Origin of the sequence: Acinetobacter sp. PFS20 (assembly GCF_052261015.1) — a bacterium.
Classification (GTDB): Bacteria; Pseudomonadota; Gammaproteobacteria; order Pseudomonadales; family Moraxellaceae; genus Acinetobacter.
Genome location: NZ_JBPVZE010000001.1, coordinates 300,183 through 312,818 on the forward strand (window position 1 = coordinate 300,183; position 12,636 = coordinate 312,818).

The window sequence follows — 12,636 nt, forward strand, 5'->3', positions numbered from 1 at the left end:
TCCTTATTTTTATTTCTGTTTTTTAGGTAGGATGTCCATCAACTTACAGATAATCCCCAACATAATCTCATCTGCCCCGCCACCAATTGAACCTAAACGACCATCACGATACAGCTGTGATGCAGGGTTATCCCACATGAAGCCATTGCCACCCCAGTATTGCAGACAGCTATCAGCAACTTCACGGCTTAAACGTCCAGCTTTTAGTTTTGCCATAGAAGCCAGTTTGGTCACATCTTCACCCGCAATATGCTGCTCACACGCTTGGTAGGTGAGGGCTTTAAGTGCTTCTACTTCAGTCATAAGTTCAGCAAAACGGAAATGAATATATTGGTTATTGATGAGTGGCTGACCAAAAGTGGTACGCTCTTTGGTATAGTCGATGGTCTTTTCGATTAAATTTTCCAACCCACCAATGGCATTGGCACAAGCCCATAGACGCTCTTCCTGAAATTGCATCATTTGCATCATAAAGCCCATACCTTCAACGCCAACCAAATTACGTTGTGGTACACGGACATTGTCCAAATAAACTTGCGCTGTGGTCGTTGAACGCATCCCTAATTTATTAAGTGGCTCTGAAAAACTAATCCCTTTCGTTTTTGCGGGCACAATAATCATCGACTTATTAACGTGTGGTTTATCATCAGACGTGTTGGCTAAAAGACAAAAAAAGTCAGCTTGCAATGAGTTGGTAATCCACATTTTGCTGCCGTTAATGACATAGTCATCGCCATCTTTTTTAGCTGTAGTTTTAATAGCAGCAACATCCGAACCAGCATGCACTTCAGATACCGCAATCGATGCGACATATTCCCCAGCAATCGCTGGTGTTAAAAACTCATCACGTAATTCTTTACTACCAAAACGGGCCAAAGCTGGTGTTGCCATATCGGTTTGCACACCAATCGCCAAAGGCACCCCGCCACAAGCTGCATAGCCAATTTCTTCTGCAACTACAAGGTTATAAGAATAATCTAAAGCTAAACCGCCATTTTCCTCAGGCTTACAAATCCCCAATAAACCAAGATCACCCATCTTTTTAAATACATCGTGGATTGGGAACTGCCCTGCAGCTTCCCATTCCGGAATATGTGGATTCAGCTCATTTTGAACAAATTGATGAGCTGTACGGCGTAATGCTTCATGTTCGGCAGTAAATTTCATGGTGTTATTCCTATTAATTTTTTTAATTGCGGTAAAGGTTGATTAAAAACGGGACACACCAAAACGAGTTGGATTTAGCTCTCGTTGCTGTGCTTCATAAATGGTTTGTAAAAGGAAAATTAATAATTTTCGGGTATCTCGCGGATCGATAATGCCGTCGTCATGTAGCATGGCCGTATTGAAAAGCGCGGTGGATTGCTGTTCTAATTTCATGGCCGTACTTTGCTCAAGAAAATCGAGCATTTGCGGATTAGGCTCCTGACCAGAAGCTTTTTGCTTTCCTTCAGCCACAATGCGTAGCACCTTTCCAGCTTGTGCAGCGCCCATTACAGCAACATGCGAATTTGGCCACGCAAAAATAAAGTCTGGCGATAAACTCCGACCACACATTGCGTAGTTACCTGCACCATAAGAACCTGCCACAACAATTGAAATTTTAGGTACAGAACAATTGGCAACCGCTTGAATCAGTTTTGAGCCATGCTTAATAATGCCATTTTGCTCGGCATCGGTCCCCACCATAAAACCGGTAGTGTTATGCAAGAATAATAACGGACGCTTGGTCTGTTCACACAGGTGAATAAACTGGGCTGCCTTCGCTGCCCCTTGAGGTGTAATTGGACCATTATTGGTAATAATACCGATATGTAAGCCTCCAATTTTTGCCCAGCCACATACCGTTAAATCATCATATTCCTGCTTAAATTCTAGAAAATCTGAATCATCAATAATACGAGCAACCACTTCTTTCATATTGAATGGTTGTTTAGGGTCACTTGGAATAACACCCAACAGTTCCTCGGTATCGTAACAAGGTTCTTTATAAGTCACATCAACTGGCTTGATTTGCTCTTTCCAGTTTAGGTGTTCAAAGATTTCACGTGCAAGTCGAATCCCATCGGCATCATTTTCAGCCAAATATTCTGCAGTTCCGGCAACCTGCGCATGCATTTCTGCCCCGCCTAACTCCTCAGCTGTTGCCACTTCACCAGTTGCTGCTAAAAGTAAAGGTGGCCCTGCAAGCAACATCTCGGTTTGCTTACGCACAGCAATGACATAATCTGAAAGGCCGGGTTGGTAAGCACCACCTGCCGTTGCATTACCATGCACCACTGCAAGTTGGGGAATACCTGCCGCAGAAAGTCGTGCCTGATTGGCAAAGGTCATACCGCCATAGGTAAATACTTCCGCCGCATAATTTAGGTTGGCACCGCCACTTTCAGTCAACGTAATCAACGGGAGTTTTTGTTCCAAAGCAATTTTTTGCAAGCGTAAGGTTTTCTGCACACCCATAGGTGACATGGTTCCGCCTTTAATCGCGCTATTACTTGCAGAAACCAGACAACGCACACCACTGACAAAACCAATACCAGCAATTACGCCACCACCTGCTTCGGAGCCATCCTTGTCATCATGCATGTTGTAGCCAACCAAGCCACAAAGCTCAACAAAAGGTGAATCTGCATCGAGCAACAACCGTACACGCTCATGCGGCAGAATCTTGCCTTTCTTATCGAACTTCGGTTTGGCAGCATATGACTTTTCAATACTTTTTTGCTGAATTGCACGTACTTCATTCAACTGAGCAAGGAGTACATCTTTATTCTTTTGATACTGTTCACTACCTAGAGCAATTTCAGATTGGAGAATAGTCACTGTTATTCCTCCTCAGCCTCAGTCTTTTTCTGAAAAATTTCAGGAATAAATGCACGATGGAAACCATTATAAGACTGACTATTTGTAGCCTCAGCTAGTGGATACATGCGTGTTCCTTGTGATGCGGCCCCATCAATACGTAAGGTCACACCAGAGACAAAAGCCGCAGCATCAGATAACAAATAGCAAATTGCTGATGAGACTTCCGACTCAGTTCCCATACGCTTTAGAGGTACATTGCCAGCAAGACTTGGAATAATCACTTTGGCAAAATCACCACTATAATTATCCATACCAGATGAGACAATCCATCCTGGTGCAACCGCATTTACACGTACACCAGATTTCCCCCATTCGACCGATGCTGTTTTAGTTAAGTTATCAACTCCCGAACGTGCAGCACCAGAATGTCCCATTCCCGGCATGCCGCCCCACATATCAGCAGTCATGTTGACAATACTGCCGCCATGTTTAGCCATCCATTGGTTATAAGCTTCACGCATCAGGTAAAAAGTTGAGTGCAAGTTATTACGTACGACCGCATCAAAACCATTCGCAGAGATATTTTCTAAAGCTGACGGAAACTGACCACCCGCGTTATTCACCAATCCATCGAGTTTGCCGAATTTCTCAATCACTTCAGCAATCATATTTTTCACTTGTTCTTCTTCACGGTTATCACAAACAATGAAATGAACCTGACCGCCATCTTCTATAATTTCTTGGCTTACTTTCTCTAATTTCTCAATTTTTCGTCCTGTAATAACCACTTGAGCACCAAGGGCAGCAAGCTCATGTGCAGTACAACGACCAATTCCTGAGCCGCCACCTGTCACAATAATGACTTTATTAGCAAAAGCATCTGGTCTAAAAATTGATTGATAACTCATCTTTGCTTCATCCATTCATTTTATTTTTCTAAAAGATTTGCCGGAACTTTGACAGGCATATCCAATAATTGTTGTGCAAATGCTTTACCTTGTGGATCAATACGTAAGCTTGCAACACCACCGCCACCCAAGGCATTCTCCAACATAAAATTCAGTGCATTTAAACCTGGTAACTCATAACGAATCACTCGTCCTTTCTTAGCATCCAAAACATGCTGCATATAACTTGCAACTGCCTGTTCAGTCAGTGCCGCACGAATCCACGGTAAATATTCTGCTTTACGCGCAATCACGCCGATGTTGCTATGATTGCCTTTATCACCACTGCGGGCATGTGCAATTTCAATCAAAGGAACTTCAATTTCATTCCCTTGATAAACCGCACTTTCACCCGCTGCTAAAGTATTGAATTGATCTGTAGAAGTGTTCCGAGGAATCTCAACCGGATAGCGGCTTCCATCAAAATCGATTTCGACATTAATTTGATTTTTATCAATTAAAAATGAAAATAACTTAATCACTGGAGATGCTTTTGGTCGTCCTCCGACAATTCCCGCCAAGGCTGGAGCCATACCTGTGGAAGCCTGTGCAATTTCAGATGCAAAGAACATACATGCTTCTTTAAACATGTGTTTTACAGCTATTTTGACCACAACTTCACGGCTATTTAATGTTTGGGCATGTGCTCCATAGGTACTTTCAATACCTAAGATTTCAACCGACTTTTCACTAAATGGCGGCACCGAACGCATTGCTAAAACACGCTCACACTTCGTCAAAATCGCATCGGCAATGACTTGTGCTTTTTGTGGTGCCTCACGTCCTGCAATTAAAAAACTCACTAAAACCCGATAACCATCAGGATAAGTTGCACTAACTTTATATTGCGCAGTCGGAGCTTGCCCTTTTGCACCCGTCACACGAACTCGGTGCTCCCCGACTTGCTCTAAGTGCACGTGGCTGAAATCAGCAATTACGTCAGGTAGTAAATATGCTTGGGGATTGCCAATTTCATAAACAATTTGTTCAGCAACCGTGGCGGTAGAAACCAGACCACCTGTCCCTTGTGGTTTGGTCACAACGAATGAACCATCTTCACTCACTTCGACCACTGGAAATCCCATGTTGTCGAAACCCTGTACTAGGCGCCAATCGGTAAAATTACCGCCCGTACATTGCGCACCACATTCAATGACATGACCTGCCAGCGAGCCTTGTGCCAACTTATCGTAGTCATCTAAAGACCATTGATACTCATGAAGTAAAGGGGCAAGCACCACAGCGGAGTCAACCACACGGCCAGTAATCACAATATCTGCCCCTAAATTTAAAGCATCACGAATAGCCACCGCACCTAAATAAGCATTACTACTCGCCACCTGTTCCGGCAAAGCTTCTCCGCTAAACATTTCCTGAATATTTTGATGCTTAAGTTGCTCATGTTTCGCTAAAAGATCATCACCTAATACCACAGCCACTTTCAGATCTAGGCCATATTCTTTAATTATTTTTTGCAAGGCATCTCGACACGCCAATGGATTAACACCACCTGCATTACTAATCACCTTAATCTTTTTTTCTGCAATTTTTTTAAGTAGGGGGGCCATCACTCGGCTGACAAAATCTAAAGCGTAACCATGTTTTGGTTCCACCATCTTCGCTTTTGCCATAATCGACATGGTGATCTCTGACAAATAATCAAAAACCAAATAATTAATATCAGTTAGATGTACCAGTTGGAAAGCGGCAGTATTGGTGTCTCCCCAAAAACCTGAGGCACAACCTATTTTTACGACACGCTCATCACCCTGTTGATTACTTGCCATCTTATTTCTCATTATTTTGTTTAAAAATTAAACTCAACATTACCAAGCAAGCGCTTGGTTTGTAAAGAGCAAAATGTTATTGTGAAATTGACCAAAACTGCCAAACTCGACAGCTCAGGTAAAACATGATGAGATTTGGCAAACTTTTCTGTTAAGTATTTTTATATAGAGGAACCAGCTTTCGCATGATTGCTACTTCAATTGAACAGATTCCAAATATCTCTTGTTTTGACGATAGCCCACGTGGTCGTTTATTACGGGGGGCTGCTTACCTATTTCATAAACAAGGCTATGATAAAACCACCGTACGCGAACTTGCTCAATTTATTGGAATCCAGTCGGGAAGCTTATTCCACCACTTTAAAAGTAAAGATGACATCCTCGCTCACGTGATGGAGGAAACCATTATTTACAATCTTGCTCGTTTACAAGATGCGGCAGCCCAATCTACCAATCCAGAACAACAATTACGTGCCCTTATTAAAGCTGAGCTCATTTCAATTACTGGAGATACAGGTGCAGCCATGGCTGTTTTGGTTTATGAATGGTTTGCCCTATCAAAAGAAAAACAAGATTATCTTCTAAAAATGCGTAACGAATATGAACAAATCTGGTTAGATATTATTGAAAAGTTACGTACCCAGGGCAAGGTAAAACATGATGCCTTTATTTGGCGGAGATTAGTTGGTGGTGCAATTTCGTGGACCGTAACTTGGTATAAAGCTGAGGGTAAAGTCAAAATTGATGAGTTAACCGAAATGGTCTGGGAGATGGCTTTGAAATGAGTTCTATCTACTTGCGTAAACCCAAGAAAAATGACCTTGCAGAAATTAAAGAAGCTTATGCACGTAGTGTTCAATTACATCAACCATGGGCATATCCACCAGCTGACTTTCAAACATATTTAGAACAAGAGCATCGCTATTTTGTCTGCTTAACCGATAGCCATGCGATTGCTGGAACATTTAATATTTCAAATATTATACGCGGTCACTTTCATTCAGCCTATTTGGGTTATGAAGCATTTCATCCCTATCAAGGTCATGGCTATATGACGCAAGGCCTCAAATTATTACTTAAAGAGGCATTCGAAAATTTAAATTTACATAGGTTAGAAGCGAATATACAACCTGACAATATTGCTTCGATTCAACTAGTTTCCAAAGCTGGTTTCATTAAAGAAGGTTTTTCTCGGCAATATCTTCAAATTGGAGGAAAAACATGGAAAGATCATGAACGTTGGGCAATTTTAAATGAGAAATGGATAGAACCATCTCAGTAAACTCTGGATGAGATGGTTCATACAAGCAAAACCTACTCTAAAATTAATAACCTAACTGCTTACTAATTAAATCTTTCATAATTTCCTCAGCACCACCACCAATCATATTGACCTTCACTTCACGATAAATACGTTCAGACTTAGTCCCACGCATAAATCCCATGCCTCCCAACGTTTGTACTGCTGCATCAGCACAAAATTGCATAGTACGAGTCGCAACATTTTTAAGCATTGAAATTTGCGCCACTAATTCAGGCCCTTGTAACTTCGGCTGAGTCATTTTCCATGCAGTTTCTTCAAGTAATGCCCGTGTTGAGGTCAATCGTGTTGCCATATCTACCAATTTATGACGAACCACTTGATGATCAATTAATCTCTTACCAAAAGTTTTTCGTTGCTGTGCCCATTCTAAAGCTTCTTCATAACAGACTAATGCATACCCATAAGCCACTACTCCCAAGAAGAACCGTTCCATATTAAAGTTATTCATAATAACTTTAAAACCAGCATTTTCTTTGCCGAGCAGATTTGATGCAGGTACTCGTACTTGATCAAAATGCAAATGAGCTGTATCAGAAGCCCACCATCCCATTTTCTTTAAAGGTGTTTTAGTAATTCCTTCGCTGTGCGCATCAACGAGCAACATTGAAATACCTTCAGCACCTGTTTTTGTCGGATCTGTACGCACTGCAACGGTATAGTAATCTGCACGAATTCCCGACGTAATAAAGGTCTTCTCACCCGAGACAATGTAGTAATCACCATCACGAATGGCTTTAGTTTGTAATGCAGCGACATCCGAGCCACCACCAGGTTCTGTAATAGCTAAAGCAGAAATTTTTTCACCAGAAATAATCTCTGGGAGGACTCTAGCTTTTAACTCCTCACTTCCAAAATGCTGAATGGGAGGGGCGCCAATTGTGTGTACCATGAGTGAGGTATGTACTCCTCCAGAACCCGCCTTTGCCATTTCAATACCGGCTAGTAATGAATAAAATGGATCTGCATCAGGAATACCACCATATTCTTCAGAAAAACCTAGTCCCAATAGACCAATTTCAGCAGCCTTTCTATAAAGCTCTCTAGGAAATGTCTCAGCTTCATCCCATTCATTAACGAAAGGTGTCATTTCTTTTTGTACAAATCGACGAACATTATCAGCAAAAGCAATATGTTGTTCATTATAGTAAATTGGGTTGAGTTGCATGTGTAGAAATGTCCTGATGTTTTTATTTAAATCCAGCACCTATCTTGTCATGTTTGCCGTCAATCAAAAGTTGCAAGAAACTCCATTTTCTTGGCATAAAACATCAAACAGAATTATTTTTATTTGAATAAAACACCTATACTCTTAAGCAACAGCGAAAACCACGGACAGCATAATATGATTGTGCTCCATTATGATAAATAAAGACTCGACCATAGCGACGGTCAGCAAAAATAGCTCCATCTAACCGTCGAATCTCATCTGGGGTGTTGAGCCAACTTGATGTTTTAAGATCAAACTCCCCTAACTTTTGTAATTCATGGTATTGCTCTTCTGTGAGAAGCTCAGCTTCCATTTCTTTAGCTACATCGATTGCACTATTTTTGGGAGGATGATCTTTTCTAGCCTCCAAAGCCTCTCGATCATAACAAAGGCTTCTACGACCTTTGGGTGTCTCAGCAGAACAATCAAAAAATAAATACTCATCCTTCTGTTGATCATAAGAGATAACATCAGGTTCTCCTCCAGTATTTTCCATTTCTTGCAACGACCATAATTTTTCAGGCGACTCTAATAATTTAGCTCGCACATTTGTCCAATCAATTTCTTTATGGCGATGTGTGTTCTTTTCAAATCTCTTCTTTAATAGTTCAAGCAGTGAATCTAATTCTGCTGGAGTTAATTGTTTTTTAGTTGTCATTGAATAAATCCTTATGATTATTAAGCTGAACGTCCATCAAAATAATTTATTTTTATTTTTTCTAAATCTATATCATCTATGCATCGAACATTAATCGCAAACATAGAATTACCCTCTGCATCTATACCTTGAGCATAGGGATGAATACCGCAATTTTTACAGAAATGATGGTTAATCACATGCTTGTTAAAAGTGTAATTCGCTAAAGTATTAGGAGAATCTAAAGTAACTGTAACTTGATTAATGGGTAGGAACCATAGTAAAGACCCTTTCTTTTGACAGATCGAGCAATTACAAGATAAAGCTTCTGTTAGCTCACCTTCTGCGACAAACTTTACCTGACCACAATGACAACTTCCTTGATATTTCATTATTCTTACTCTTTATAATTTTCATCCTACTTACTTTTCCAGTTTAAAGAATAAGTTTCCATATAAAAATGTAATCGAGCTACTTAATATTGATTTAGAAGATGCAGGCCTTGCAGCCATTTCTAACTTGGCACGGATTCGAAATTTCCTTCCTCTATAAAAAAAGGACTCTTATAGAGTCCTTTTTATTGTCTTACTGCATCTAAATCAAACAATCAATTTAATTTCCCATAAGGAAACACCCCAATCTCTTTCGAGACCGGGGTGTTTAGAATAATGAGCTGGCGATGACTTACTCTCACATGGGAAACCCCACACTACCATCAGCGCTAAGAGGTTTCACTTCTGAGTTCGGGAAGGGATCAGGTGGTTCACTCTTGCTATGGTCGCCAGCACAACTGGTATGGATACTTGCATTGGTCTTAATATGCCGATGCGTTTTCCAAATCTTTACAGATGGGCTGATTGAATCTTACTTTATTTGTTCATTTTAGCTAAGCGTATAACTAAATCAAGTTGCTTTGCATATTAATGAATCGATTGATGCTTTATATACAACTGCTTGGGTGTTGTATAGTCAAGCCTCACGAGCAATTAGTATTGGTCAGCTTCACATATCACTATGCTTCCACATCCAACCTATCAACGTCCTAGTCTCGAACGGCTCTTTAGAGGACATAAAGTCCTAGGGAAATCTTATCTTGAGGTAGGCTTCCCGCTTAGATGCTTTCAGCGGTTATCCCTTCCGAACATAGCTACCCGGCGATGCGACTGGCGTCACAACCGGTACACCAGAGGTTCGTCCACTCTGGTCCTCTCGTACTAGGAGCAGATCCTCTCAAATTTCCAGCGCCCACGGTAGATAGGGACCGAACTGTCTCACGACGTTCTAAACCCAGCTCGCGTACCTCTTTAAATGGCGAACAGCCATACCCTTGGGACCTGCTTCAGCCCCAGGATGAGATGAGCCGACATCGAGGTGCCAAACACCGCCGTCGATATGAACTCTTGGGCGGTATCAGCCTGTTATCCCCAGAGTACCTTTTATCCGTTGAGCGATGGCCCTTCCATACAGAACCACCGGATCACTAAGACCTACTTTCGTACCTGCTCGACTTGTGGGTCTCGCAGTTAAGCGCGCTTTTGCCTTTATACTCTACGCGTGATTTCCGACCACGCTGAGCGCACCTTCGTACTCCTCCGTTACTCTTTAGGAGGAGACCGCCCCAGTCAAACTACCCACCAGACATGGTCCTCGCCCCGGATTACGGGGCAGAGTTAGAACCTCAACATTACCAGGGTGGTATTTCAAGGACGGCTCCATTGGAACTAGCGTTCCAACTTCAAAGCCTCCCACCTATCCTACACAAGTAAGGTCAAAGTTCAATGTCAAGCTGCAGTAAAGGTTCACGGGGTCTTTCCGTCTAGCCGCGGGTACACTGCATCTTCACAGCGATTTCGATTTCACTGAGCCTCTGCTGGAGACAGCGCCGCCATCATTATGCCATTCGTGCAGGTCGGAACTTACCCGACAAGGAATTTCGCTACCTTAGGACCGTTATAGTTACGGCCGCCGTTTACTGGGGCTTCGATCAAGAGCTTCGCTTACGCTAACCCCATCAATTAACCTTCCAGCACCGGGCAGGCATCACACCCTATACGTCCACTTTCGTGTTTGCAGAGTGCTATGTTTTTAATAAACAGTTGCAGCGGCCTGGTTTCTGTGGCTGCCAATAGCTCAGACCGCGAGGGTCATCACCGTCAGCAGCGTACCTTCTCCCGAAGTTACGGTACCATTTTGCCTAGTTCCTTCAGCAGAGTTCTCTCAAGCGCCTTGGTCTACTCGACCTGACCACCTGTGTCGGTTTCGGGTACGATTCCTGTGTAACTGAAGCTTAGAGACTTTTCCTGGAAGCATGGTATCAGCCACTTCGCTGTACAAGTACAGCTTGCTATCAGATCTCAGCATAGAGCACCCCGGATTTGCCTAAGATGCATGCCTACTTCCTTCCACCTGGACAACCAACGCCAGGCTGACTTAACCTTCTCCGTCCTCTCATCGCATTACACAGAAGTATTGGAATATTAACCAATTTCCCATCGACTACGCCTTTCGGCCTCGCCTTAGGGGTCGACTCACCCAGCCCCGATTAACGTTGGACTGGAACCCTTGGTCTTTCGGCGAACGGGTTTTTCACCCGTTTTGTCGTTACTCACGTCAGCATTCGCACTTCTGATACCTCCAGCATACTTCTCAATACACCTTCATCGGCTTACAGAACGCTCCCCTACCACTTGACTAAAAGTCAAATCCGCAGCTTCGGCACATAGTTTTAGCCCCGTTACATCTTCCGCGCAGGCCGACTCGACTAGTGAGCTATTACGCTTTCTTTAAAGGGTGGCTGCTTCTAAGCCAACCTCCTAGCTGTCTATGCCTTCCCACATCGTTTCCCACTTAACTATGATTTTGGGGCCTTAGCTGGCGGTCTGGATTGTTTTCCTCTTGACTACGGACGTTAGCACCCGCAGTCTGTCTCCCGGATAGTACTCATAGGTATTCGGAGTTTGCATCGGTTTGGTAAGTCGGGATGACCCCCTAGCCGAAACAGTGCTCTACCCCCTATGGTATTCGTCCGAGGCGCTACCTAAATAGCTTTCGGGGAGAACCAGCTATCACCAGGCTTGATTAGCCTTTCACCCCTATCCACAAGTCATCCCCTGGCTTTTCAACGACAGTGGGTTCGGTCCTCCAGTTAGTGTTACCCAACCTTCAACCTGCTCATGGATAGATCGCCTGGTTTCGGGTCTATACCCAGCAACTAAACGCCCTATTAAGACTCGATTTCTCTACGGCTCCCCTATACGGTTAACCTCGCTACTGAATATAAGTCGCTGACCCATTATACAAAAGGTACGCAGTCACCGAACAAGTCGGCTCCCACTGCTTGTATGCATGCGGTTTCAGGATCTATTTCACTCCCCTCACAGGGGTTCTTTTCGCCTTTCCCTCACGGTACTGGTTCACTATCGGTCAGTCAGGAGTATTTAGCCTTGGAGGATGGTCCCCCCATATTCAGACAAGGTTTCACGTGCCTCGCCCTACTCGTCATCATTATGTGTGCCCTTTCGTGTACGGGAATATCACCCTCTACGTTCGCACTTCCCAGAGCGTTCCACTAAAACACACATAACTTAATGGGCTGATCCCCGTTCGCTCGCCGCTACTAAGGGAATCTCAATTGATTTCTTTTCCTAAGGGTACTGAGATGTTTCACTTCCCCTCGTTCGCCTTGCAACACTATGTATTCATGTTGCAATACCTACCTTAAAGTAGGTGGGTTTCCCCATTCAGAAATCTCCGGATCAAAGGATATTTGCCGCCTCCCCGGAGCTTATCGCAGGCTATTACGTCTTTCATCGCCTCTGACTGCCAAGGCATCCACCACATGCACTTAATTACTTGACTATACAACCCCAAACAGTCGTCAACACTTACAAGTGAGTGTTGTCCGTGCGACTCTTCATCGCTACTATCTG

The 12,636-nt window shown here is 43.1% G+C and carries 9 protein-coding genes and 2 rRNA genes; 2 read left to right on the plus strand and 9 right to left on the minus strand.

Annotated features, from left to right (window positions below):
- Positions 1–9 precede the first annotated feature (9 nt).
- From ACS125_RS01405 to ACS125_RS01420, 4 genes are read right to left on the minus strand one after another with little or no spacing between them, the layout of a single operon-like run.
- A complete protein-coding gene (locus tag ACS125_RS01405; RefSeq protein ID WP_443270161.1) occupies positions 10–1,167 on the minus strand; it encodes an acyl-CoA dehydrogenase family protein in 1,158 nt (385 codons plus the stop codon).
- 42 nt (positions 1,168–1,209) lie between these two features.
- Complete coding sequence (locus ACS125_RS01410; protein ID WP_443270163.1) at positions 1,210–2,823, minus strand: acyl-CoA carboxylase subunit beta; 1,614 nt, start codon at positions 2,821–2,823, stop codon at positions 1,210–1,212.
- Between the two features lie 2 nt (positions 2,824–2,825).
- On the minus strand, positions 2,826–3,713 hold the full coding sequence (locus ACS125_RS01415; RefSeq protein ID WP_004796284.1) for an SDR family oxidoreductase: 888 nt from the start codon (positions 3,711–3,713) through the stop codon (positions 2,826–2,828).
- 20 nt (positions 3,714–3,733) lie between these two features.
- Positions 3,734–5,539 carry an acyclic terpene utilization AtuA family protein gene (locus tag ACS125_RS01420; RefSeq protein WP_443270166.1) on the minus strand — a complete coding sequence of 602 codons (1,806 nt, stop codon included), beginning with the start codon at positions 5,537–5,539 and terminating at the stop codon, positions 3,734–3,736.
- 185 nt (positions 5,540–5,724) lie between these two features.
- On the opposite strand from ACS125_RS01420, the gene ACS125_RS01425 reads away from it, so the two are divergent.
- Positions 5,725–6,324 carry a TetR/AcrR family transcriptional regulator gene (locus tag ACS125_RS01425; protein WP_019456602.1) on the plus strand — a complete coding sequence of 200 codons (600 nt, stop codon included), beginning with the start codon at positions 5,725–5,727 and terminating at the stop codon, positions 6,322–6,324.
- Positions 6,321–6,821 carry a GNAT family N-acetyltransferase gene (locus tag ACS125_RS01430; RefSeq protein WP_443270168.1) on the plus strand — a complete coding sequence of 167 codons (501 nt, stop codon included), beginning with the start codon at positions 6,321–6,323 and terminating at the stop codon, positions 6,819–6,821. The genes ACS125_RS01425 and ACS125_RS01430 overlap by 4 nt, the downstream gene beginning before the upstream one ends.
- 43 nt (positions 6,822–6,864) lie before the next feature.
- Here the strand turns inward: ACS125_RS01430 and ACS125_RS01435 are convergent, their stop codons facing one another.
- The 5 genes from ACS125_RS01435 to ACS125_RS01455 form a co-directional block, all read right to left on the minus strand.
- The gene (locus ACS125_RS01435) at positions 6,865–8,028 is read right to left on the minus strand and encodes an acyl-CoA dehydrogenase family protein (RefSeq protein ID WP_443270170.1); all 1,164 of its coding nucleotides are present in this window, start codon (positions 8,026–8,028) and stop codon (positions 6,865–6,867) included.
- Positions 8,029–8,164: 136 nt separating this feature from the next.
- Entirely contained in the window at positions 8,165–8,728 is a 564-nt protein-coding gene (locus tag ACS125_RS01440; RefSeq protein ID WP_443270172.1) for a DUF4256 domain-containing protein, read from the minus strand.
- A 20-nt stretch (positions 8,729–8,748) separates the two neighbouring features.
- Positions 8,749–9,099 carry a GFA family protein gene (locus ACS125_RS01445; protein WP_174732953.1) on the minus strand — a complete coding sequence of 117 codons (351 nt, stop codon included), beginning with the start codon at positions 9,097–9,099 and terminating at the stop codon, positions 8,749–8,751.
- A gap of 279 nt (positions 9,100–9,378) precedes the next feature.
- Positions 9,379–9,493, minus strand: a 5S ribosomal RNA gene (rrf, locus tag ACS125_RS01450).
- Positions 9,494–9,672: 179 nt separating this feature from the next.
- A 23S ribosomal RNA gene (locus ACS125_RS01455) occupies positions 9,673–12,565 on the minus strand.
- Positions 12,566–12,636 lie beyond the last annotated feature (71 nt).

Bases quoted from the DNA above. Each gene is read 5' to 3' on its own strand.
- ACS125_RS01405 (WP_443270161.1), bottom strand. From the start codon at position 1,167: ATGAAATTTACTGCCGAACATGAAGCATTACGCCGTACAGCTCATCAA.
- ACS125_RS01435 (WP_443270170.1), bottom strand. From the start codon at position 8,028: ATGCAACTCAACCCAATTTACTATAATGAACAACATATTGCTTTTGCT.
- ACS125_RS01425 (WP_019456602.1), top strand. From the start codon at position 5,725: ATGATTGCTACTTCAATTGAACAGATTCCAAATATCTCTTGTTTTGAC.
- ACS125_RS01415 (WP_004796284.1), bottom strand. From the start codon at position 3,713: ATGAGTTATCAATCAATTTTTAGACCAGATGCTTTTGCTAATAAAGTC.
- ACS125_RS01430 (WP_443270168.1), top strand. From the start codon at position 6,321: ATGAGTTCTATCTACTTGCGTAAACCCAAGAAAAATGACCTTGCAGAA.
- ACS125_RS01440 (WP_443270172.1), bottom strand. From the start codon at position 8,728: ATGACAACTAAAAAACAATTAACTCCAGCAGAATTAGATTCACTGCTT.
- ACS125_RS01445 (WP_174732953.1), bottom strand. From the start codon at position 9,099: ATGAAATATCAAGGAAGTTGTCATTGTGGTCAGGTAAAGTTTGTCGCA.
- ACS125_RS01420 (WP_443270166.1), bottom strand. From the start codon at position 5,539: ATGGCAAGTAATCAACAGGGTGATGAGCGTGTCGTAAAAATAGGTTGT.